We start from the raw sequence: 21364 nt of genomic DNA, 5'->3' as shown, positions 1-21364 counted from the left end.
AACTTCCTGAAAGGTGGTTGTTCACTGGCACAGCGCAAAGGATCCTTCGCTGTGCGTGGGCACAAAGACAGTACCCCGTCACGTCGCCGAGACTGTTTGGGCGATCAACGTTAACCTCGCATCGCAAAAAATCATAATAAAGAGAGACTGCCATGTCACAGAGCGCCACTGCCGCACTGGCCACCGATGACGATAAAAACGCCATCTACAAGCGCATCACCCTGCGCCTGATCCCCTTCATTTTTATCTGCTATCTGTTCAATTACCTCGACCGGGTAAACGTTGGCTTTGCCAAGTTGCAGATGCTTGATGCCTTGAAGTTCAGCGAAACCGTCTACGGCCTGGGAGCCGGGATCTTCTTTATCGGCTACGTGCTGTGTGGCGTGCCGAGCAACCTGGCGCTGACCAAGTTCGGCCCACGTCGCTGGATCGCGTTGATGATGATCGTGTGGGGGACGTTGTCCACGTGCCTGCTGTTCGTCACCACGCCCACACACTTCTACACCCTGCGCCTGTTTACCGGTGCCGCCGAAGCGGGCTTCTTCCCCGGTGTGGTGCTGTACCTCTCGCAGTGGTTCCCCACGTTCCGCCGTGGGCGGATCATGGCACTGTTCATGTCGGCGATCCCGGTGTCCGGCTTGCTGGGCAGCCCGTTCTCCGGCTGGATCCTCAACCACTTCGCCGCCGGCCAAGGTGGCCTCGCGGGCTGGCAGTGGATGTTCCTGTTGCAAGGCGTGCCGACGGTGATCCTTGGTGGTCTCGCCTACTTCCTGCTCAGCGATAGCTTCGCCAATGCCAAATGGCTCAAGCCCCACGAGCGTGCCGTGCTGGAAGCCGACCAGGCGACCGACCTGGCCAACAAACCGAAAACCACCACCGACTCCCTCGCCGAAGTGTTCAAGAACCCGGCGATCTGGGCCTTCGGTCTGATCTACTTCTGCATCCAGAGCGGCGTGTACGCGATCAACTTCTGGCTGCCGTCGATCATCAAGAACCTGGGCTTCAGCGATAACCTGGTGATCGGCTGGCTGAGTGCGATCCCGTATCTGCTGGCGGCGGTGTTCATGTTGCTGGTGGGCCGCTCTGCCGACTTGCGCAAGGAGCGGCGCTGGCACTTGGTGGTGCCGATGCTGATGGGCGCCGTGGGGCTGTTGATCGCGGTGAATTTCGCCACCACGCCGGCCATTGCCATTCTGGGCCTGACCATCGCGACGATGGGCGCCCTGACCGGCCTGCCGATGTTCTGGCCGGTACCCACCGCGATGCTGAGTGCCGGCGCGGCGGCCGGTGGCTTGGCGTTGATCAACTCGATGGGGCAGATGGCCGGGTTCCTCAGCCCGTATATCGTCGGGTTTGTGAAGGATGCCACGGGGTCTACGGATATTGCGTTGTACTTGCTGGCGGCGGTGATTGTGGCCGGTAGTGTGCTGGCCTTGCGGATGACCCGTACTTTGAAGGTATAACGCGGTCCATGTGGGAGCGGGCTTGCTCGCGAAAGCGGTCAATCAGTCAATATATTCGGTGACTGGCACACCGTCTTCGCGAGCAAGCCCGCTCCCACATAAGCCTCCTTTCACATGTTGGGTCGGTGTTTACAGCAGGCCGCCGCCGTCGATATCGATGACGGCACCTGTCATAAAGCCATTCTCCATGGCCAGCACATACCCCGCCGCCACTTCTTCTGCCTGCCCGACCCGCCCAACCGGCAACGCGCCGCCCGCCTTGGCGAACATCGCCAAACGCTGTTCCTCAGCCAACCCCGCATACGCCGGCGTGTCGATCACCCCCGGGCTGATCACATTGACTCGACGCGGCGCCAACTCCTTGGCCAATTGCTTGCCCAGTGCTTCGGTGGCGGCGTTGATGCCGACCTTGATGAACTGCCCCGGCACGAACTTGCGGCCCAGTTGCCCGGAGGTCAGGCTGATGCTGCCGTGCGCGTCGAGGTAAGGCAGCGCCAGTTGGATCGCCCGCAGCGCGCCCCAGAGTTTCACGTTGAAGTTGTCCTGGGCTTCGTCCAGGTCGGTCTCGGCCAGGGTTTTCGCGCGCACACTCGGGCCCGAGGTGTAGACCAAATGATCAAAGCGCCCGACGCTGTCGAACAGGCGTTGCAGCGAGGCGGCGTCGGTGACGTCCACCGGCTCGCTGCGCAGGCCGCTTTCGCCACCCGACGCCAGGCGCCGCCCGGCCAATACCACCTGTGCGCCACGGGCAGCGGAAGCCTTGGCCACGGCGGCACCAATGCCGCTGCTGCCGCCGATGACGATGACGGTTTTGCCGTTAAGGGAAGAAGTCATGGAGAAATGTCCTGGCTGGAAAAGTGAGCGTTTATCTTCCCAGCTTGGCAATCAGCGAAAAATCCCGGTAAAACGACAAGATCTTTAAAGGATTTTTACAAGTGAGCTCGATTCTCGACCTTGAAGTCTTCGTGCGTACCGCTGACACGGGCAGCTTGTCTGCCGCCGCCCGTGGGCTTGGCCTCACCCCGGCGGCGGCCAGCATTGCCTTGAAACGCCTGGAAACCCGCTTGGGCATGCGCCTGTTGGCCCGCTCCACCCGCAGCATGCGCCTGACCGAAGAAGGCCGGCGCTACCTCGACAGCGTGCGCGTCGCATTGGCGGCCTTGGCCGAAGGAGAACTGGCGCTCAAGCAGCAAAGCCAGGGCCTCAGCGGCTTGTTGCAACTGGCGGCGCCGTCGGATTTCGGACGCAATGTGCTGCTGGGCTGGCTGGATGCGTTCAAGGCCGAGCACCCGAACATCCGTCTGCAATTGCTGCTCAATGACAGCAACGCCGACCTGTTCCGGGAAACCGTGGACATTGCCCTGCGTTTTGGTGTGCCCCAGGACTCCAGCCTGGTGGCGCTGCCCATCGCCACCGAGCACTGCCGCGTCGCCTGCGCCAGCCCCGCTTACCTGGCAGGCCACGGTATGCCGCTTGAGCCCATGGACCTGGCCCGGCACAGCGCGCTGCGCTATATGCGCCAGGGCCAGGTGAGCAAGACCTGGCGCTTTCACCGGGGCACGCAGGTGCAGGAGGTCGAGGTGAGCGGGGATTTTCTCAGCGACGACGGTGAGGTCGTGCGCCGCTGGGCCTTGGCCGGCCACGGCATTGCCTACAAGGCCCGGCTCGATGTGGTCGGCGATATCGCTGCTGGCCGGTTGGTGCCGTTGTTCGTGGACTGGCAGGGCGAGCCGGCGCCCTTCAACCTGATGTGCCCCCATCGGCTACAGGTGTCGGAACGGGTGAAAGTGTTGCAGCGGTTTTTACAGGAGCGTTGCCAGGCCTTGCTGAGTGCATGAAGAAACCCGTGCAGGGCTTGTTCCAGAGCATTCGAGTCTGGTATTGCATGACTCACGTTTCACGACCAGGAGGAGTTATCCATGATTTATCGCACGTTGGGCCAGTCCGGGTTGAAAGTCAGCGCCTTGACCCTGGGCACCATGATGTTTGGCGAACAGACCAGCGCCGAGGACTCGCTACGCATCATCGACAAGGCCTGGGACCAGGGCATCAATTTTATCGACACGGCGGACGTCTACACCGGTGGGCGCTCCGAAGAACTGGTGGGCGAAGCCATTGCCCGCCATCGCCAGGATTGGGTGGTGGCGTCCAAGGTCGGCTTTGGCCCGGCGGACGGCCTGCCCAACCGCAGCGGCCTGAACCGCAAGCGTATCTTCAACGCGCTGGAAGCCAGCCTCACCCGCCTCGACACCGATTACCTGGACATCTACTACCTGCACCGCGAAGACCACGACACGCCGCTAGACGTCACGGTGTCGGCGATTGGCGATCTGATCCGCCAGGGCAAGATCCGTTATTGGGGGCTGTCCAACTACCGGGGTTGGCGCATCGCCGAAGTGATTCGCGTGGCCGAACGCCTGGGCGTGGACAAACCGGTGATCAGCCAGCCGTTGTACAACATCGTCAACCGCCAGGCCGAGGTCGAACAGATCACCGCAGCGGCAGCCTACGGTTTGGGTGTGGTGCCTTACAGCCCGTTGGCCAGGGGTGTGCTCAGCGGCAAATATGCGCCGGATGTCACGCCCGAACCCGGCAGTCGCGCCGCGCGCCAGGATAAACGCATCCTCGAAACCGAATGGCGCGTGGAGTCACTGCGCATTGCCCAGCAAATCCAGCAATACACCCAGGGGCGCGGCGTGGGGATTGTAGAGTTTGCGATTGCCTGGGTGCTGAACAACGCGGCGGTGAGTTCGGCGATTGTCGGGCCGCGCACCGAGGCGCAGTGGGATGCCTACACTGGCGCGCTGGATGTACAGATCACGGCTGAGGATGAAGCCTTCATTGATACGTTGGTCACGCCGGGGCATTCGTCCACACCGGGGTTCAACGATGTCAGCCATTTCGTCTCGGGCCGCATTGCCCGCCCATAACCTGATCCACTGTGGCTAGGGAGCTTGCTCCCTAGCCACAACAACCCTGTGCCCGACATCGCGGCGCGAGAAATTTTCCCGAAAAGCGCCCCAAAACAGCGCAACCCTCTCACGCCAAAAGCTCCATAATCCCCTCCTCTCTTGTATCAATCGGTTTTCGCGAGGACTGCGTGTCTAAAGGTGTGGTGTTATCGGTTTTGGCCTCGGTGTTGTTTGCCGTGATGTATTACTTCACGTCACTGCTGACGCCGTTGAGCGGCCTGGAAATTTTCGGCTGGCGCATGCTGCTGACGGTGCCGTGCATGACGGTGTTCATGATTGTCAGCGGCGAATGGCGACGGGTGTGGGAGCTGCTGCGGGTGCTGGCGGCCAAGCCGAAGTTGATCGCGGGCGTGCTGGTGTCTTCAGCCTTGCTGGGGGTGCAGTTGTGGTTGTTCATGTGGGCGCCGCTCAATGGTCGTAGCCTGGATGTGTCGGTGGGTTACTTCCTGTTGCCACTGACCATGGTGTTGACCGGTCGTTTGGTATGGGGTGAGCAACTGTCGCGCCTGCAACAACTGGCGGTGTTTTTTGCGGGCCTTGGGGTGCTGAACGAGTTGTACCAGGCCGGTGGTTTTTCGTGGGCAACGCTGGTGGTAATCATCGGCTACCCGGTTTATTTCGTGGTGCGCAAATTTCTCAAGACTGACCACCTGGGCGGGCTCTGGCTGGATATGGCGCTGATGCTGCCGGTGGCGTGGTGGTTTGTGCAAAGCGGCGAGCAGGGTTTTGCCGTGCTGGACACCCATCCGAAGCTTTACGCATTGATTCCCACGCTGGGGGTTATCAGTGCGTCCGCGTTGGTGAGCTACATCATTGCCAGCCGCTTGTTGGCGTTCAGTCTGTTCGGATTGCTCAGCTACGTTGAGCCGGTGTTATTGCTGGGCGTGGCGCTGTTGCTGGGCGAAGGCATCAAGGCGGGTGAGTGGCTGACCTATATCCCGATCTGGCTGGCGGTGATGGTGTTGGTGTATGAAGGGTTCAAGCACCTGGTACGTCAGCGCAAGGCGTGACGCACAGGCAATAAAAAGCCCGGCCGAGAAAAACTCGGCCGGGCTTTTTTACGCTCAGTCCGTGGTCAACACACCACGACGCACCTGGTCACGCTCGATGGACTCGAACAGCGCCTTGAAGTTGCCCTCGCCAAACCCGTCATCGCCCTTGCGTTGGATGAATTCGAAAAACACCGGGCCCATCAGGGTTTCCGAGAAGATCTGCAACAGCAGGCGCTTGTCACCTTCGATGGACGAACCGTCCAGCAAGATGCCGCGTGCCTGCAACTGGTCCACCGGCTCGCCGTGGTTGGGCAGGCGGCCTTCGAGCATTTCGTAGTAAGTGTCTGGCGGCGCGGTCATGAAGCGCATGCCGATCTTCTTCAGCGCGTCCCAGGTCTTGACCAGGTCTTCGGTGAGGAACGCCACGTGTTGGATGCCCTCCCCGTTGAACTGCATCAGGAACTCTTCGATCTGGCCCGCGCCCTTGGACGATTCTTCGTTGAGCGGGATGCGGATCATGCCATCCGGGGCGCTCATGGCCTTGGAGGTCAGGCCGGTGTATTCGCCCTTGATGTCGAAATAACGCGCTTCACGGAAGTTGAACAGTTTTTCGTAGAAGTTGGCCCAGTAGGCCATGCGGCCGCGATACACGTTGTGGGTCAGGTGGTCGATGACCTTGAGGCCGGCGCCTTGCGGGTTGCGGTCCACGCCTTCGATGAACACAAAGTCGATGTCATAGATCGAGCTGCCTTCGCCGAAACGGTCGATCAGGTACAGCGGCGCGCCGCCGATGCCCTTGATGGCAGGCAGGTTCAGTTCCATCGGCCCGGTTTCGATATGGATCGGCTGGGCGCCCAGCTCGAGCGCGCGGTTGTAGGCCTGTTGCGAGTCCTTGACGCGGAACGCCATGCCGCACACCGACGGGCCATGCTCGGCCGCAAAGTAGGAGGCGATGCTGTTGGGTTCGTTGTTGAGGATCAGGTTGATCTCGCCCTGGCGGAACAGGTGGACGTTCTTGGAACGGTGGGTCGCGACTTTGGTGAAGCCCATGATCTCGAAGATCGGCTCCAGGGTGCCCGGCGTCGGCGAGGCGAACTCGATGAATTCAAAGCCCATCAGGCCCATTGGGTTTTCGTATAGATCTGCCATGGTGGCACCTCATCATTCTTGTAATAAACACAGGGTCAATTGCGAGCAAGGATGAGGTCGGAGGGCGGCGCACAGGAAAGGCCTCGCACGCTGCGGGCGAGGAAGTCACCAAAGATGAGGGGGGAGCCCAGTAGCTTCATGGTTGCATCAGTCTCTGACGGCCGAGGCTTGCGTGAGCGCAAGTCCATATTCTTGTATGCGTAAATCGATTCTACACAGCGTAACCGTATTTGTCCGTACTCTTATCAAATCCCCTTAACCCTGGCCTGCGCAAGGGGTTTATTGCATAGGTAGATACCCAGCAGGATCACCGCACCGCCGCCGAGCATCGGCCAGGTCAACGGCTCGTCCAGCAACAACGCGCCACAGACCACTGCGGTCAGCGGGTTGAGGGCGATGAACACGCCGGCGCGAGTGGCGCCGATGCGACGCAGCCCATCGTAATAACCGATATACGCCAGGGCCGAGCCCAGCACCCCGAGGTACAGCAGGCTGAACACCTGGGGCGAATGAATTGCACTGAGCCCCGCCACAGTCAAGCGCCCCGTGGCCAGCGTGGTGACCACCAGCATCGCCGTGCCCAGCAGAATCGACCACGTCACCGTCTGCAACGGCCCCAGGCTGTGGTTCAACCCCCGTGAACACAGCGAGTACACGCCCCACCCCAGCACACAGCCAAAAATCAACAGATCGCCCCGCCAGGCCTGCGCGCTGCCTTGCAGCAGTTGCGGATTACGACTCACGATCACGGTCGCAGCGCCGCCCAGGCACAGGGCAATGCCGAACCCTTTGGCCCGGCTGAAACGCTCCTTGAACAACAGCCACGACGCCAGCCCGATCACGGCCGGGTTCAACGCGACAATCAGCGACGCCCGCGACGCATTGATGGACTGCAGGCCATAGAAAAAACACAGGTTGTAGACATAGATCCCGCAGAAGCCCAACAACGCCAACCGCAACCATTGCGTAGGGCTTGGGAAAACCAGTGGGATGCGCGCAAACGCCATGAACAATAACAACGCCAGGCTGGCCGCGACAAAGCGCAGGCTGGCCGCCAACAGCGGATCGACACTCGCGGCCAGGTAACGACCGGCGACAAAAGTGCCGCCCCAGATCATCGTCACGGCCGCGAGTTTCCAATAGGTGCGATGGTCTGCGGAAAAATTCATCAATCAATGCTCGGGTAGTAGAAGGACTGACATATCCTTCGACTAATACCCGATCATCGTAAAATGAGTAGTTACTCATGACCCTGACCCAACTTGAAATTTTTTCCCTGGTGGCCGAGCTGCAAGGTTTTACCAGTGCAGCCCACCGCCTGGGCATCGGCCAATCGGCGGTGTCCCACGCCATCAAGGCGCTGGAACAGGAATGGGGGGTGGAACTGTTCCGCCGTCACCAGTCCAAGGTAGAGCTCAGTGACATCGGCCAGCAACTGCTGCTGCGCGCCCGGGCCATACTCGGCCTGGCCAACACCCTGCAACAAGAGGCTGCCGATGCCCGCGGGATGAAACGCGGCACGCTGCGCATCGGCTCGTTCGGGCCCACGTCGTCCAATCGGTTGCTGCCGCCCGTCCTGGCGCGTTTTCGCCTGGCTTATCCAGGGATCGAGGTGCATATCGATGAGGGCCCGGATCGCCAGGTGATGCAGTGGCTGGACGAGCGGCGCATCGACGTTGGGTTTGTGGTGCTGGAACAGGAGCGTTTCGACACGTTCGCGCTGTTCGAGGATCAATTGGTGGCGCTGCTGCCTGCCGATCATTCGCTGGCATCTCGCCCGGCCATTGCTCTGGAAGCGTTGTGCGACGACCCATTTATCCTGACCGAGGCCGGCTCGGCGGAACTGGTAGCGCGGGTGTTCAACAGCGCACGGCTGGTGCCGAAAGTGCGTTTTCGCTGTGCTCAGTTGTTAAGTACCCTTGAAGCGGTGAGTCGGGGTGACGGTGTGAGCCTGGTGGCTGAAGGGTCATTGCCCCAAGTGGCGGACCCACGCTACGTGTCCCGCCCTCTGGCCCCGGCAATCGTCCGCCCCATCGGGCTAGCGGTATTGGACCGGCGCCAGTCATCACCGGCGACCCTGGCGTTTATCCAAGTGGCGCAGCGGGTTTATTCTGACGGAACCTACTGACCGAACGGCTAGGTAGGGCAAGCTAATTCTGGCCCGGCCAACTATCATCGAATCAAGCTGATGTGCCCTCCGGCGTTTTTTTCATACTGCAACAGGCCGTGCCCCCAATGCCCCTGACTCTCAACGGCCCGCGAAACCGCGCCAGTCGCTACCTGATCACGTCCCTCAGTGCCGTGTTGCCGATCGCCCTGGGCGTGGTGATCTTGTACTGGCAAGCCGAACGCAGCCTTCAACAAAGCACCGCGCAAACCGCCCATGAAGCCGTGCGCCAATTCGACCTGATGCTCGACAACACGGCGCTCGCCGCCCAGGCCCTGCTGCCGCTGGCGGGCCAGCCGTGTGACAGTGCTGCACAACTGGCGCTGCGCGAGCAGGTCACGCGCCGGCCGTTTGTGCGCGCAACGACCTTGTCCTGGCAGAAGAACATCTATTGCAGTTCACTGTTTGGTGACACATACGCGTCGAAGGTCAACCCGGACGACTACGTGGATGGCCGCCTGTGGCTGATGAATGGCAACCCGGTCACACCCGATACCGCATTGCTGGTTTATCGGCTGGTGGAGGGTGATAAAGCGGCGTTTGCCTCGATTGACGGCTACCACCTGACCAACGCCCTGCGCTTGATCAGCCGCTACGCGCAGTTGGTCTTGCAAGTCGGCCCGCACTGGTTGGGGGCTGATGGCAAGGTGCACGACACCGCCGTGCCGCAGTTTGCCGTAGCCCATCAGCACTTGGCGTCGACGCGCTATGACTACAGCGTGGAAGCCGGTATGCCGGCAGGCGAAGTGTGGCGTTATATGGAGGCTCGATACCCGGGTTTCTTCAGCCTGCTGGTGTTCTTCGGCATTCTGGCCGGCCTCCTCGCGCATTGGCTGCAAAAGCGCTCTTCGGCGCCGACACATGAACTGCAACGGGCATTGGCCGCGAACGAGTTCATTCCCTATTTCCAACCGGTCGTACGTGGCGACACCCGCGAATGGGCTGGCTGTGAAGTCTTGATGCGCTGGCAGCATCCGAAGGAAGGCCTGGTACGCCCTGATTTGTTTATTCCTTTGGCCGAGCATTCCGGCCTGATCGTCCCCATGACCCGCTCGTTGCTGCGCCAGACCGCTGCGCAACTGGCGCCCCATGCCGGGCGCTTTTGCCCGGAGTTCCACATCGGCGTGAACATCACCGCACGCCATTGCCAGGACTTGGACCTGGTGCAAGATTGCCGTGAGTTTCTCGCCGCCTTCGCGCCTGGCCAGGTCACGTTGGTGTTGGAGTTGACCGAACGCGAATTGATCACGCCGACCGATATCACCCGCCAGTTGTTCGATGCCCTGCACCAATTGGGGGTGTTGATCGCCATTGATGACTTCGGCACCGGCCATTCAAGCTTGGGTTACTTGCGCAACTTCAATGTCGATTACTTGAAAATCGACCAAAGCTTTGTCGCAATGATCGGTGTAGATGCACTCTCGCGGCATATTCTCGACAGCATCATAGAATTGTCTGGCAAGCTCGACCTGGGCATAGTCGCAGAAGGCGTGGAAACAGCGGAGCAATGCGAGTACCTGGCAGCACAAGGCGTGGATTTCCTACAGGGCTATCTGTTCGGTCGGCCGTTACCCTGCGATGAGTTCACCGAGTCCCTGGAGCGCCATTGAATAGCCACAGACTAACATCATGAAATAATCTTATTTAGACAAAGACGTTATTTACTCCCGAGGGATTAACTACTACAATTTTTTGTGCCAGTGCAAAACACGCAGAAAGGCCTCTTTTTGAGCCACCTTAAAGCTTTTGGCTTATAGCTTTGCCTGCAGTTGATATCAGCCAACTACATAATTGGAGTACAGATTTTGTCCAGACTCGCCGAATTTCGCGCCGCAGAAAAAGCCCTTCAAGAGCAGCTGGCCCAGCTGGAAACCCTGAAGAATGACGCTGGCCTGAAGAAAGAAATCGAATTTGAAGAAAAGCTTCAAGCGCTGATGAAAAGCTACGGCAAAAGCCTGCGTGACATCATCTCCATCCTCGACCCTAACCCAGGCAAGGCTGGTGCAGCTGTTGCCGCCGCCCCCAAACAGCGCCGCGCCCGTGTGGTCAAGGTTTACCACAACCCGCACACCGGTGAGCTGATCGAGACCAAGGGTGGCAACCACCGCGGCCTCAAAGCCTGGAAAGAACAGTACGGCGCCGCCACTGTAGATTCCTGGCTACGCGGCTGATCAGACCGCACTAACAAAGAGCCCCGCACATGCGGGGCTTTTTTTGCAGGTTCGATAACGAACTTAACTAACATTTCACTTTGTTCAAAATCGACCAAAGCAACGCCTTCAAAGTTTCAGGCTGTCGCGCACGGAAGTGACTTCATCCTTGCTGGTCTCGTAGGCTTGCGCCTGTCCTGCATAAGAAAAAACATACGCCTTTTCGATATCAACTGCGCCCACCAATGTTTGCGAAAGCACATGCCGTCCGTTCTCGGTAATCACGCAAGTAGTTTCCAGTGCGTCAAGGCGGCTCAATGTCGTTGGGTGCATTTTGCTACACACACTTTGATAGCCGCCTTGAGCGAACTCTTTCTGGATGGATTTGCGCATTTCCAGCAGCACGCCTTGAAGATTAACTTTGTGCCCGGCTTCAATGGGTGTAGCGGTCAACTCCATGACCATCAAAGTCGTGCCATTTTCATCGTTCTTGATCGCGCGTTGGCGTGATACCTCAGCGGGCTTTGCCGGTAACTCGCCGTCAGGCACCACTTCCTCAACCTGCCAGCCACTGGGCCAATGAATTTGCGGGTCGGCCGCCAGTACCCATGGACTTGCCAGCAGCACACACACAGCGCTCAACAACGGTTTACGAAATTCGATCATTGCGAAAAACACCCAAGGTTCCAGCACCAAAGTTTGAGCCCCGCCCCCATGGGCCGCAAGGCCGGCGTGACCTTTTTCATTTGGCGCACTGGCCAGGCCTTGCGTATCATGGCCCGGCTGCACGGATGCTTGCCGCAAGCCAAGGGACCGCTTTGCCCCATTTTTTTCTGGAGGGCCCATGAGCCTGCACGAACTGAACACTTTCCCGGGCGTCACCGCCCAACCGGACACCGCCACGTCGAACTTCGTGTTCAACCACACCATGTTGCGGGTCAAGGACATCACTAAATCGCTGGATTTCTACACCCGCGTCCTGGGTTTTTCCCTGGTTGAAAAGCGAGATTTCCCGGAAGCGGAATTCAGCCTGTACTTCCTGGCGCTGGTGGACAAGTCCCAGATCCCAGTCGATGCGGCCGAGCGCACGCAGTGGATGAAGTCGATCCCCGGCATCCTGGAGTTGACCCACAACCACGGCACCGAAAACGACGCTGACTTTGCCTACCACAACGGCAATACCGACCCGCGTGGTTTTGGCCATATCTGCATTTCCGTACCGGACATCGTTGCCGCCTGCGAGCGTTTCGAAGCCCTGGGCTGTGATTTCCAGAAGCGCCTGAGCGATGGCCGCATGAAGAGCCTGGCCTTCATCAAGGACCCGGATGCGTACTGGGTCGAGATTATCCAGCCAGCACCGCTGTAAAAGTCCCGCGCAATAAAAAAACCCCATGATCACTCATGGGGTTTTTCATTTCAGTCAGGCCACTTACGACGTGCGGATCAAGTGATCAAAAGCACTCAGGGAAGCCTTGGCGCCCTCGCCCACCGCAATCACGATCTGTTTGTACGGCACCGTGGTGACGTCACCGGCGGCGAACACGCCTGGCAGTGAAGTCTCGCCACGGGCATCGACAATGATCTCGCCGCGAGGCGACAGCTCGACAGTGCCTTTGAGCCAGTCAGTGTTTGGCAACAGACCGATCTGCACGAAGATGCCTTCCAGATCGACCGTCTTGAACTCGCCGCTGTCACGGTCCTTGTACGCCAGGCCAGTGACTTTCTGACCATCACCTTTGACTTCGCTGGTCAGCGCGCTGGTGATCACGTCGACGTTCGGCAGGCTGAACAGCTTGCGCTGCAACACCGCATCGGCGCGCAGCTTGCTGTCAAACTCCAGCAAGGTGACGTGGCTGACAATGCCGGCCAGGTCGATGGCCGCTTCAACGCCGGAGTTACCGCCGCCGATCACCGCCACGCGCTTGCCTTTGAACAACGGACCGTCGCAGTGCGGGCAGAAGCATACGCCCTTGGCCTTGTATTCCTGCTCGCCCGGCACGCCCATTTCACGCCAGCGCGCCCCGGTGGCCAGGATCACGGTCTTGGACTTGAGGGTCGCGCCGCTTTCGAAGCGAATTTCGTGCAACTCGCCAGGGTTCTTCGCCGGCACCAGAGCACTCGCGCGCTGCAGGTTCATGATGTCCACGTCGTACTGGCGCACGTGGGCCTCAAGGGCGCTGGCCAGTTTCGGCCCTTCGGTTTCCTGCACCGAGATGAAGTTCTCGATGGACATGGTGTCCAGCACCTGCCCGCCAAAACGCTCGGCGGCGACGCCAGTGCGGATACCTTTACGCGCTGCGTAGATAGCGGCTGCCGAACCGGCCGGGCCGCCACCGACCACGAGCACATCAAACGCGTCTTTGGCGCTGATTTTCTCGGCGGCTTTTTCGATGCCGCTGGTGTCGAGCTTGGCGAGGATTTCTTCCAGGCCCATACGGCCTTGGCCGAAGTTCACACCGTTGAGGTAGACGCTGGGTACCGCCATGACCTGGCGCTCATCCACTTCCGCTTGAAACAGCGCGCCGTCGATGGCGACGTGGCGGATATTCGGGTTGAGCACGGCCATCAGGTTCAGTGCCTGGACTACGTCCGGGCAGTTCTGGCAAGACAGCGAGAAGTACGTCTCGAAGCTGAACTCGCCTTTGAGGGCGCGGATCTGTTCAATCACTTCGACACTGGCCTTCGACGGGTGGCCACCGACTTGCAGCAGGGCCAACACCAGCGAAGTGAATTCATGGCCCATCGGGATGCCGGCAAAACGCAGGCTGATCTCGGCACCCGGGCGGTTGATGGAGAACGATGGCTTGCGCGCATCATTGCCATCGGTTTTCAGGGTAATCAGCGTGGTGAGGCTGACAACGTCCTGCAAAAGAGCAAGCATTTCCTGGGATTTCGCACCGTCGTCGAGGGAGGCGACGATCTCGATCGGCTGGGTGACCCGTTCCAGGTATGACTTCAACTGAGCTTTAAGATTGGCGTCCAACATACGGGCGATTCCTTTTAATTCGGTAAAAAAAACGCCCGAGCGAATATCGCCCGAGCGTTTTTGAGGGCGGATGCAGCTTACTTAAGGTGCGGTGTATTCCGCCCTGAGGTGCTTCACAGACTTAGATCTTGCCAACCAGGTCCAGCGACGGAGCCAGGGTAGCCTCACCTTCTTTCCACTTGGCTGGGCACACTTCGCCTGGGTGGGCAGCAACGTACTGAGCGGCTTTGATTTTGCGCAGCAGCTCGGAAGCGTCACGACCAACACCGCCGTCGTTCAGTTCAACGATCTTGATCTGACCTTCTGGGTTGATCACGAAAGTACCGCGATCTGCCAGGCCAGCTTCTTCGATCAGTACGTCGAAGTTGCGGGAGATGGTCAGGGTTGGGTCGCCGATCATGGTGTACTGGATTTTGCCGATGGCTGGTGAGGTGTTGTGCCAGGCAGCGTGAGCAAAATGGGTGTCGGTGGATACGCTGTAAATCTCGACGCCCAGTTTCTGGAATTCGGCGTAGTTGTCGGCCAGGTCTTCCAGCTCGGTTGGGCAAACGAAGGTGAAGTCGGCTGGGTAGAAGAACACCACGGACCACTTGCCTTTCAGGTCAGCGTCAGACACATCTACGAAGTTGCCGTTTTTGTAGGCGGTAGCTTTGAACGGTTTTACTTGGCTGTTGATGATAGGCATCGTTGATTCTCCGTCAGGTTTTGTAGAAGGGCTTAACAAGTTGATGGGGTGAATCCTACCCACTCTCTACGCCGATGGCTCATTGGCAAACCTGATGCTCGCGATTGGCTTTCTCTATCAGGTGACTGTATTAATAGAAGAAATCTTAAAGCAGCGGCTGCGTCGCCAAGGTCATGCCGAGAAAGGGCGTCGCTTCAACATAGCGCATGGCCGATTTCATGTCGCTCCAGCCGACGTAACTCATCAGCGACTTGAGATCCCAACCGCTGCGATGGGCCCAGGTTGCAAAGCCCCGGCGCAATGAGTGGCTGGTGTAGAGGTCGGCGGCGATACCTGCGCGCTCCAGCGCCTGGCGCAACAGCGGGATCACGCTGTTGGGGTGCAGCCCCTCCTCCCCCAGGTTGCCCCAGCGATCAATCCCACGAAACACCGGACCACGCACCAACGCCGAGGCACTGAGCCATTCGCTATAGGCCTGCACTGGACACAGGCGCAGCAGCGCGGGGGTTTGGTAGGTCTTGCCGAGATTGTCGCGGTCGCTTTTGCTGCGCGGCAAATACAGACTGATGCCGGCGCCGGGGGTGGCTTGCACATGCTCGATTTCGAGGCGGCACAACTCATCGCTGCGAAAGCCGCGCCAGAATCCCAGCAAGATCAACGCAGTGTCGCGCTTTGCACGCAGCAAGCGCGGTTGGTCGTGGGCTTGGGCGGCTGCTTGCGCCTCAACTGCCAACGAAGCCACCACCTGCTCCAGATGCTTGAGTTGCAATGGCTCGGCCTGCTTCTCCTGTGCCGGGTGCACGGCACGTATCCCTTTGTGCACCTTGCGCACCACCGGCGCTTTCGTCGGGTCGGGAAAGCCTTGGCTGGTGTGCCACTGCGCCAACGCCGAGAGCCGCAGCTTCAAGGTGTTGACGGCCAGCACGCCCGCATGGGCCACCAGGTAACGCGCCACGCTGTCGCTGGTGGCCGGCAGGAAGCCGCCCCAGCTCACTTCGAAATGTTCGATGGCCGCGCGGTAGCTGCGCCGCGTGTTGTCGCGGGTAGCGGCATTGAGATAACGGTCCAGATCGCTCATGGGAGGCCTATTCGTACTGCTTGCGGGTGTTCACGCGGTTAAAACGTCTATCACACGGGATAATACGCCAATATCCCATCTGTTAAATCATGAATTTAAACGAGTTTTTATTCGTGATAGAGTATGTATCTACATACTACGTACCACAGTACTAAATCGACGGAGACCCCATGGCACGTGGCGGCATAAACAAAGCAGTCGTTCAAACGGCACGCCTGGCGATCCTCGCCCGCGGCGAGAACCCGAGCATTGATGCTGTACGCATCGAAATGGGCAATACGGGCTCGAAAACTACGATTCACCGCTACTTGAAGGAGCTGGACGACAGCGAATCGCGCCTCACCATCACCCAGGCACCGCTCGACGACGAGCTGGGCGAGTTGGTAGCGCGACTGGCGCAACGCCTGAAAGAGAAAGCCCAGGAGCCCATCGATCAGGCCCTGGCACAATTCGAACAACAGAAAACCGCCCTGCTCGCCCAGATCGAAACCCTGGAAGCGGCCCACGGCCAGCTCAAGCAGCAATTTGATATCCAGGCCGCCGCCCTGGCCGAAGAAAGCGCTGCCTTGCAAACCACCAGCACCAGCCTGCAGACCGAGCAAACCCGTAACGCCGGCCTCAGCCAGGCCTGCAGCGATTACGAGCTGCGCATCAATGACAAGGACGAACAGATCCGCTCACTGGAAGACAAACACCTGCACGCCCGCGACGCCCTGGAGCATTACCGCACGGCCATCAAGGAACAGCGCGAGCAGGAACAGCGCCGCCATGAGGGCCAACTGCAACAGGTGCAGGCGGAGCTACGCCAGGCCCAGCAGAGCGCCATGGTGCGCCAGGATGAAATCACCCAGCTGCACCGCGATAACGAACGACTGCTGATCGAGCACCGCGTGACCACCAAGGAGTTGACGAGCGTGCAGGAGCAGGCCCGCAAGGACCAGGCGCAGCAGGTCAAGTTGAACGAACAGGTGAACCAGATAGACGGCGAACGCAGCCTGCTTCAGGAGCGCTTGCGCGTGGCCGTGCTGGAGTGCCAGTCACGCCAGGAAGCGCTGGCCGAACACCAACAGGTGAACAAGACGCTGGAACTGGACCTGATCAAGGCCCAGGCCAGCATCGAGGCATTGCGCCTGGCCGCCGTCATTGCAACGGCACCAGAGGCAACGCCAGACGCCTGATCAGCCCGCCACAGGCGTGCGCATGGTGACGAACTCTTCCGCCGCCGTAGGATGCACGCCGATGGTTTCATCGAAATGCCGCTTGGTCGCGCCCGCCTTGAGCGCGATCGCCAAGCCCTGGACGATTTCACCGGCGTCGGGGCCGACCATGTGGCAACCCAACACCTTGTCGGTGTCGGCATCCACCACCAGCTTCATCAGGGTTTTTTCCTGGCACTCGGTCAGGGTCAGCTTCATCGGCCGAAAGCGGCTTTCGAAGATCTGCACGGTGTGCCCCTTCTCCTTCGCCTCTTCTTCCGTCAGCCCCACGGTACCGATATTCGGCAGACTGAATACCGCCGTCGGAATCATCGCGTAATCCACCGGGCGATACTGCTCAGGCTTGAACAAGCGGCGCGCCACCGCCATGCCTTCGGCCAGGGCAACCGGCGTCAGTTGTACACGACCGATCACATCACCAATGGCGAGGATCGACGACTCGGCCGTCTGGTACAGGTCGTCCACTTCGACAAAACCACGCTTATCGAGTTTGACCCCAGTGCTTTCCAGGCCCAGGTTGTCCAGCATCGGGCGCCGGCCAGTGGCGTAGAACACGCAATCCGCCTCCAGCACGCGACCGTCTTTCAAGGTGGCTTGCAGGCTGCCATCGGCCTGCTTGTCGATGCGTTCGATATCGGCATTGAACTGCAAATCCAGGCCGCGCTTGGTCAGCTCTTCCTTGAGATGGGTGCGCACCGCGCCATCGAAGCCGCGCAGGAACAGGTCACCGCGGTACAGCAGCGACGTGTTCGCCCCCAGGCCATGGAAAATCCCTGCGAACTCAACGGCAATGTAGCCGCCGCCCACTACCAGCACGCGCTTGGGCAGCTCCTTGAGGAAAAACGCCTCGTTGGAACCGATCGCATGCTCGCGCCCCGGAATGTCGGGGATCTGCGGCCAGCCGCCCGTGGCGATCAGGATATGTTTGGCGCTGAAGCGCTCGCCATTGATCTCGACCTCGTGCGGGCCAGTCATACTCGCATGCCCTTCGTGCAGGGTCACACCACTGTTGACCAGCAGGTTGCGATAAATGCCGTTGAGGCGATTGATCTCACGGTCCTTGTTGGCGATCAGGGTCGCCCAATCAAAGTTCGCCTCCCCCTGCGACCAGCCAAAACCGCTGGCTTGCTCGAAGTCCTCGGCAAAGTGCGCACCGTACACCAACAGTTTTTTCGGCACGCAGCCGACGTTTACGCAGGTGCCACCCAGGTAGCGGCTTTCAGCCACAGCCACCTTGGCGCCAAACCCTGCAGCAAAACGCGCTGCGCGAACACCGCCGGAACCGGCGCCAATTACATACAAGTCAAAATCGTAGGCCATTTCACTCTCCTCGGCAGGACATCAGCATACCGACTTACGGGGTACTGAAAAACGAAAAAGCCACCCGAAGGTGGCTTTCGCTTAAAACCGGTTTGGCAACCGTGAATCAGTAAGCCTTGCCAGTCTTGTAGAAGTGCTCGTAGCAGAAGTTGGTGGCTTCGATGTAGCCTTCAGCGCCACCGCAGTCGAAACGACGGCCTTTGAACTTGTAGGCAATCACGCAACCGTCTTTGGCCTGCTTGAGCAAGGCGTCGGTGATCTGGATCTCGCCGCCCTTGCCTGGCTCGGTTTCTTCGATCAGCTTGAAGATATCCGGGGTCAGGATGTAACGGCCGATGATCGCAAGGTTCGACGGAGCATCTTCAGGCGCTGGTTTTTCAACCATGTCACGTACGCGGATCAGGCCATCACCAATGTCGTCGCCGGCAATTACGCCGTACTTGTTGGTTTCCTGAGGATCAACCTCTTGCACAGCAACGATGGTGCAGCGGTATTTCTGGTACAGCTTGACCATCTGGGTCAGCACGCCGTCACCTTCCAGGTTGACGCACAGGTCGTCCGCCAGGACCACGGCGAACGGCTCGTCACCGATCAGCGGGCGGCCGGTCAGGATCGCGTGGCCAAGGCCTTTCATCTGGGTCTGACGGGTGTAGGAGAACGAGCACTCGTCGAGCAGCTTGCGGATACCAACCAGGTATTTTTCCTTGTCGGTGCCCTTGATCTGGTTTTCCAGCTCGTAGCTGATGTCGAAGTGGTCTTCCAGGGCGCGCTTACCGCGACCGGTCACGATGGAGATTTCGTTCAGGCCGGCATCCAGTGCCTCTTCGACGCCGTACTGAATCAGTGGCTTGTTCACCACCGGCAGCATCTCTTTAGGCATGGCTTTGGTCGCTGGCAGGAAGCGAGTGCCGTAACCGGCTGCTGGGAACAAGCATTTCTTGATCATATAAGTCCTTACAAAGGGCTGTGCGTACGGAATTCGGCGCAGTCTAATCAGGCCGCAGTCACCTTACAATGGGTCCTGCTGGCGTTGCGATGTCAACATAGAGAAAAAATGTCGGTGTAAGTTCCGCTTATCTTACAGACAGCGTCATCACCGGCAGGGCGAAAAAAGGCTGCCCCTCACTGTTTTAAAGGGCTGCAACCTTTTTAGCACGCTTTTCGCGGTTGTACATTGGATTGGAATAACTTGCGCAGGGCCGCGACATTTGGCGCTATCATGACAGCCTTGAACCCGACCACGAGATGCTCAATAGATGTCAGAACCAAAAGGCGTAAACGGCTACCTGATCACCAAGCGTGCGGACGGTTGGCACCTGATCAACTTCCACGGCGACAGCGTCGCAGGGGCTTTTGCGACCGAAAGCCAAGCGGCCGCGGTGGCTGAAGTGTTTGTGGATGAAGCCGGGCACGCGTCGAGCAAGCGTCCCAAAGGCAAGTAAGCCTCGGCACCTTGCGCAAAGGCCCCGGTTTACGGGGCTTTTTTGTGTTTGCCTGTACCTTGATGGCAGTTCGCTATAATCTTGCGCAGACGCTCAACCAGCGTCTCGACGCGCCCTCCAACACCCTCTACGACGACCTACCCATGAACAAGATTCTGGCACTGACTGCGGTACTGGCGCTTGCCGGGTGCACCACCACTTCTGACGTCTACCTGAAAAACGGCGAGCAAGGCCTGACCGTCGATTGCTCGGGCGAGGCCAACTCGTGGGCCAGCTGCTACGAGAAAGCCGATGCTTCCTGCGCGGGCACCGGTTACCGCATCGTCGGCACCGAGGGCACGCCGGCCCTGAGCGAGGGCGACAAGACCCTGGGCAAGGACGTCGGCAACTACAAAAGCCGCAGCGTGGTGGTGGTGTGCAAGTAACCCTTCGGGTTACAGGTGGACCTCAGCGAACTTGATACCCAGCCCGCGCAGGGTCTCGGTCAACGCATCAAGGCTGGCGAAGGATTCGACCTCATCCTGATCGTCCACCAGGAAAAAGCTGCGCCCACCGCTTTTCTTGAAAAAGACGATCCATTCGCCGAGGTCGGCAGGATTCTGGATCACATGGGTGGCCGAGATCTGGCCCTCGGCATGGCGCGCTTTGACGTGTTCACGTTTCATATCTGATATTCCGCAACGGCATCAGCCGGAAATGCAATCTTCCCCAGCCTTTTTCACATCACCCGGACGGATCGGCACATTGGACATGCTCTCATAGAGCTTGATGCTGCTGCCGCTGGAGCGATCTTCAATCTCGAAAATGGCCGAGGGGTCCGCGGAAAATTTCTGCGGGACAATCACCTGCACACCGTCTTTATGTGGCTCGATCTGCGGCGGGCGGCGTGTAGACGACAGCTTACGCACGACACAGGCAGCATATTCCTGCGGCTTCTTGCCAGAAATGACGGCCAGCGTGGGAGGGGTCTGCTTGATATCGGCAACCGAGGCACACCCACCTAGCGCCACGGCCAGAACCAACACACTCCACTTCATACAAAACCTCCGATAAAGACCCTACGACAGCGGGGATGGTAAATTTCTCCCGCCAACGTAGGATTTATCTCTGATAACTCGGTAAATAACTGTTTTAAATTGTCGATGTCATCGACAACGGCACGATAATAAAAGCGCTGGGGCTGATAAACTCCATCTTAACCTACGTATCGTTCTGATTTTTCAGAAAAAGCCCTTCTGGAGACACCCCATGAAATTCATCCACCAGCGCGAGCACCTCAACGAGGGGGACATTGTCGTCATCGAGTGCTCGCAGACTTGCAATATTCGCCTGATGAGCGATGCGAATTTTCGAAGCTTTAAAAATGGCGGCCGCCACACCTACCACGGCGGCGCATTCGACAAGTTTCCCGCCAAGATCACCGCACCAAGCACCGGTTTTTGGAACATCACCCTGGATGTGGTCACCCGCCGCGCGATCAGCGTGACGCGCAAACCCGCACTGTCCCACAAGATTCGTATCGTTCGTCGCACCAGCACCAAGCTGAGCTGATTCGGACTCGCCACAGGAAAGAAACAGTGACTACCACCAAATACGTGATCAAGTACAAGCTCAACGGCGAGCGCCGCTTCGAGTTCGCCCAACTGCACAGCAACAGCGTGGAGGAAGCCAAGCAAGCTCTGGCGAAAATCCATGATGCCAGTGATGAAATCACCGACATCACTGTGAGCAAGGCCCTGTAAA

General features: G+C 59.1%; 24 protein-coding genes. 13 read left to right on the top strand and 11 right to left on the bottom strand.

The window, feature by feature from the left end; genetic code table 11:
- Positions 1-152 precede the first annotated feature (152 nt).
- The gene (locus tag DBR46_RS01480; protein ID WP_124524710.1) at positions 153-1463 is read left to right on the top strand and encodes an MFS transporter; all 1311 of its coding nucleotides are present in this window, start codon (positions 153-155) and stop codon (positions 1461-1463) included.
- Between the two features lie 129 nt (positions 1464-1592).
- Here DBR46_RS01480 and DBR46_RS01475 read toward each other — a convergent pair whose 3' ends face one another.
- A complete protein-coding gene (locus DBR46_RS01475) occupies positions 1593-2297 on the bottom strand; it encodes an SDR family oxidoreductase (protein ID WP_124524709.1) in 705 nt (234 codons plus the stop codon).
- 101 nt (positions 2298-2398) lie between these two features.
- Between DBR46_RS01475 and DBR46_RS01470 the strand changes: the two genes are divergently transcribed.
- From DBR46_RS01470 to rarD, 3 genes are all read left to right on the top strand, one after another.
- Positions 2399-3301, top strand: a complete 903-nt coding sequence (locus DBR46_RS01470) for a LysR family transcriptional regulator (protein ID WP_124524708.1) — start codon at positions 2399-2401, stop codon at positions 3299-3301.
- Between the two features lie 81 nt (positions 3302-3382).
- Positions 3383-4393 (top strand): aldo/keto reductase, encoded by a 1011-nt coding sequence (locus DBR46_RS01465; RefSeq protein WP_124524707.1) that lies wholly within the window; start codon positions 3383-3385, stop codon positions 4391-4393.
- Positions 4394-4563: 170 nt separating this feature from the next.
- The gene (gene rarD, locus DBR46_RS01460; RefSeq protein WP_124524706.1) at positions 4564-5445 is read left to right on the top strand and encodes an EamA family transporter RarD; all 882 of its coding nucleotides are present in this window, start codon (positions 4564-4566) and stop codon (positions 5443-5445) included.
- A gap of 54 nt (positions 5446-5499) precedes the next feature.
- Here the strand turns inward: rarD and hppD are convergent, their stop codons facing one another.
- Together hppD and DBR46_RS01450 are read right to left on the bottom strand one after the other, a co-directional pair.
- The gene (gene hppD / locus DBR46_RS01455) at positions 5500-6576 is read right to left on the bottom strand and encodes a 4-hydroxyphenylpyruvate dioxygenase (protein WP_124524705.1); all 1077 of its coding nucleotides are present in this window, start codon (positions 6574-6576) and stop codon (positions 5500-5502) included.
- 245 nt (positions 6577-6821) lie between these two features.
- On the bottom strand, positions 6822-7745 hold the full coding sequence (locus DBR46_RS01450; RefSeq protein ID WP_124524704.1) for a DMT family transporter: 924 nt from the start codon (positions 7743-7745) through the stop codon (positions 6822-6824).
- A 77-nt stretch (positions 7746-7822) separates the two neighbouring features.
- Here DBR46_RS01450 and DBR46_RS01445 point away from each other — a divergent pair, with 77 nt between their 5' ends.
- From DBR46_RS01445 to DBR46_RS01435, 3 genes are all read left to right on the top strand, one after another.
- Entirely contained in the window at positions 7823-8704 is an 882-nt protein-coding gene (locus DBR46_RS01445; protein WP_124524703.1) for a LysR family transcriptional regulator, read from the top strand.
- 107 nt (positions 8705-8811) lie between these two features.
- Positions 8812-10353, top strand: a complete 1542-nt coding sequence (locus DBR46_RS01440; protein ID WP_124524702.1) for an EAL domain-containing protein — start codon at positions 8812-8814, stop codon at positions 10351-10353.
- 195 nt (positions 10354-10548) lie between these two features.
- Positions 10549-10914: a histone-like nucleoid-structuring protein, MvaT/MvaU family gene (locus DBR46_RS01435; RefSeq protein WP_124524701.1), complete on the top strand. Its 366-nt coding sequence runs from the start codon at positions 10549-10551 to the stop codon at positions 10912-10914.
- Between the two features lie 108 nt (positions 10915-11022).
- Here DBR46_RS01435 and DBR46_RS01430 read toward each other — a convergent pair whose 3' ends face one another.
- Positions 11023-11559: a DUF4946 domain-containing protein gene (locus tag DBR46_RS01430; RefSeq protein WP_124524814.1), complete on the bottom strand. Its 537-nt coding sequence runs from the start codon at positions 11557-11559 to the stop codon at positions 11023-11025.
- A gap of 178 nt (positions 11560-11737) precedes the next feature.
- Between DBR46_RS01430 and gloA the strand changes: the two genes are divergently transcribed.
- A complete protein-coding gene (gene gloA / locus DBR46_RS01425; protein WP_124524700.1) occupies positions 11738-12259 on the top strand; it encodes a lactoylglutathione lyase in 522 nt (173 codons plus the stop codon).
- Positions 12260-12322: 63 nt separating this feature from the next.
- On the opposite strand, the gene ahpF is transcribed toward gloA, so the two are convergent.
- From ahpF to DBR46_RS01410, 3 genes are all read right to left on the bottom strand, one after another.
- Positions 12323-13879, bottom strand: coding sequence for an alkyl hydroperoxide reductase subunit F (gene ahpF, locus DBR46_RS01420; protein WP_124524699.1), 1557 nt, complete (start codon positions 13877-13879; stop codon positions 12323-12325).
- A gap of 121 nt (positions 13880-14000) precedes the next feature.
- Complete coding sequence (gene ahpC / locus DBR46_RS01415) at positions 14001-14564, bottom strand: alkyl hydroperoxide reductase subunit C (RefSeq protein WP_010210361.1); 564 nt, start codon at positions 14562-14564, stop codon at positions 14001-14003.
- 145 nt (positions 14565-14709) lie between these two features.
- Positions 14710-15642 carry a site-specific integrase gene (locus tag DBR46_RS01410; protein ID WP_124524698.1) on the bottom strand — a complete coding sequence of 311 codons (933 nt, stop codon included), beginning with the start codon at positions 15640-15642 and terminating at the stop codon, positions 14710-14712.
- Between the two features lie 170 nt (positions 15643-15812).
- On the opposite strand from DBR46_RS01410, the gene DBR46_RS01405 reads away from it, so the two are divergent.
- Complete coding sequence (locus DBR46_RS01405; RefSeq protein ID WP_124524697.1) at positions 15813-16820, top strand: DNA-binding protein; 1008 nt, start codon at positions 15813-15815, stop codon at positions 16818-16820.
- On the opposite strand, the gene gorA is transcribed toward DBR46_RS01405, so the two are convergent.
- Positions 16821-18179 (bottom strand): glutathione-disulfide reductase, encoded by a 1359-nt coding sequence (gorA, locus tag DBR46_RS01400; protein ID WP_124524696.1) that lies wholly within the window; start codon positions 18177-18179, stop codon positions 16821-16823.
- Between the two features lie 106 nt (positions 18180-18285).
- Entirely contained in the window at positions 18286-19125 is an 840-nt protein-coding gene (gene galU, locus DBR46_RS01395) for a UTP--glucose-1-phosphate uridylyltransferase GalU (RefSeq protein ID WP_003212579.1), read from the bottom strand.
- 310 nt (positions 19126-19435) lie between these two features.
- Here galU and DBR46_RS01390 point away from each other — a divergent pair, with 310 nt between their 5' ends.
- Positions 19436-19621, top strand: a complete 186-nt coding sequence (locus DBR46_RS01390; RefSeq protein ID WP_017734216.1) for a hypothetical protein — start codon at positions 19436-19438, stop codon at positions 19619-19621.
- Positions 19622-19764: 143 nt separating this feature from the next.
- A complete protein-coding gene (locus tag DBR46_RS01385; RefSeq protein WP_026136449.1) occupies positions 19765-20046 on the top strand; it encodes a hypothetical protein in 282 nt (93 codons plus the stop codon).
- A gap of 9 nt (positions 20047-20055) precedes the next feature.
- Here DBR46_RS01385 and DBR46_RS01380 read toward each other — a convergent pair whose 3' ends face one another.
- Positions 20056-20286: a hypothetical protein gene (locus DBR46_RS01380; protein WP_124524695.1), complete on the bottom strand. Its 231-nt coding sequence runs from the start codon at positions 20284-20286 to the stop codon at positions 20056-20058.
- A gap of 21 nt (positions 20287-20307) precedes the next feature.
- Positions 20308-20658 carry a hypothetical protein gene (locus DBR46_RS01375; RefSeq protein ID WP_124524694.1) on the bottom strand — a complete coding sequence of 117 codons (351 nt, stop codon included), beginning with the start codon at positions 20656-20658 and terminating at the stop codon, positions 20308-20310.
- A 211-nt stretch (positions 20659-20869) separates the two neighbouring features.
- On the opposite strand from DBR46_RS01375, the gene DBR46_RS01370 reads away from it, so the two are divergent.
- Both DBR46_RS01370 and DBR46_RS30265 read left to right on the top strand, forming a co-directional pair.
- Positions 20870-21172: a DUF1883 domain-containing protein gene (locus tag DBR46_RS01370; RefSeq protein ID WP_003173824.1), complete on the top strand. Its 303-nt coding sequence runs from the start codon at positions 20870-20872 to the stop codon at positions 21170-21172.
- 26 nt (positions 21173-21198) lie between these two features.
- Positions 21199-21363, top strand: a complete 165-nt coding sequence (locus tag DBR46_RS30265) for a hypothetical protein (protein WP_017734220.1) — start codon at positions 21199-21201, stop codon at positions 21361-21363.
- The last annotated feature ends 1 nt before the right edge of the window (position 21364 follow it).

The sequence above is a fragment of the Pseudomonas sp. KBW05 genome, assembly GCF_003852405.1.
In the GTDB taxonomy this organism is placed as follows: Bacteria; Pseudomonadota; Gammaproteobacteria; order Pseudomonadales; family Pseudomonadaceae; genus Aquipseudomonas.
This window is presented reverse-complemented; position numbering and strand designations above follow the sequence as displayed.

Coding starts and splice junctions, on each gene's coding strand:
- DBR46_RS01480 (WP_124524710.1), top strand. CDS start 153: ATGTCACAGAGCGCCACTGCCGCACTGGCCACCGATGACGATAAAAAC.
- DBR46_RS01475 (WP_124524709.1), bottom strand. CDS start 2,297: ATGACTTCTTCCCTTAACGGCAAAACCGTCATCGTCATCGGCGGCAGC.
- DBR46_RS01465 (WP_124524707.1), top strand. CDS start 3,383: ATGATTTATCGCACGTTGGGCCAGTCCGGGTTGAAAGTCAGCGCCTTG.
- hppD (WP_124524705.1), bottom strand. CDS start 6,576: ATGGCAGATCTATACGAAAACCCAATGGGCCTGATGGGCTTTGAATTC.
- DBR46_RS01450 (WP_124524704.1), bottom strand. CDS start 7,745: ATGAATTTTTCCGCAGACCATCGCACCTATTGGAAACTCGCGGCCGTG.
- DBR46_RS01445 (WP_124524703.1), top strand. CDS start 7,823: ATGACCCTGACCCAACTTGAAATTTTTTCCCTGGTGGCCGAGCTGCAA.
- DBR46_RS01440 (WP_124524702.1), top strand. CDS start 8,812: ATGCCCCTGACTCTCAACGGCCCGCGAAACCGCGCCAGTCGCTACCTG.
- DBR46_RS01430 (WP_124524814.1), bottom strand. CDS start 11,559: ATGATCGAATTTCGTAAACCGTTGTTGAGCGCTGTGTGTGTGCTGCTG.
- gloA (WP_124524700.1), top strand. CDS start 11,738: ATGAGCCTGCACGAACTGAACACTTTCCCGGGCGTCACCGCCCAACCG.
- ahpF (WP_124524699.1), bottom strand. CDS start 13,879: ATGTTGGACGCCAATCTTAAAGCTCAGTTGAAGTCATACCTGGAACGG.
- ahpC (WP_010210361.1), bottom strand. CDS start 14,564: ATGCCTATCATCAACAGCCAAGTAAAACCGTTCAAAGCTACCGCCTAC.
- DBR46_RS01410 (WP_124524698.1), bottom strand. CDS start 15,642: ATGAGCGATCTGGACCGTTATCTCAATGCCGCTACCCGCGACAACACG.
- DBR46_RS01405 (WP_124524697.1), top strand. CDS start 15,813: ATGGCACGTGGCGGCATAAACAAAGCAGTCGTTCAAACGGCACGCCTG.
- gorA (WP_124524696.1), bottom strand. CDS start 18,179: ATGGCCTACGATTTTGACTTGTATGTAATTGGCGCCGGTTCCGGCGGT.
- galU (WP_003212579.1), bottom strand. CDS start 19,125: ATGATCAAGAAATGCTTGTTCCCAGCAGCCGGTTACGGCACTCGCTTC.
- DBR46_RS01390 (WP_017734216.1), top strand. CDS start 19,436: ATGTCAGAACCAAAAGGCGTAAACGGCTACCTGATCACCAAGCGTGCG.
- DBR46_RS01385 (WP_026136449.1), top strand. CDS start 19,765: ATGAACAAGATTCTGGCACTGACTGCGGTACTGGCGCTTGCCGGGTGC.
- DBR46_RS01380 (WP_124524695.1), bottom strand. CDS start 20,286: ATGAAACGTGAACACGTCAAAGCGCGCCATGCCGAGGGCCAGATCTCG.
- DBR46_RS01375 (WP_124524694.1), bottom strand. CDS start 20,658: ATGAAGTGGAGTGTGTTGGTTCTGGCCGTGGCGCTAGGTGGGTGTGCC.
- DBR46_RS01370 (WP_003173824.1), top strand. CDS start 20,870: ATGAAATTCATCCACCAGCGCGAGCACCTCAACGAGGGGGACATTGTC.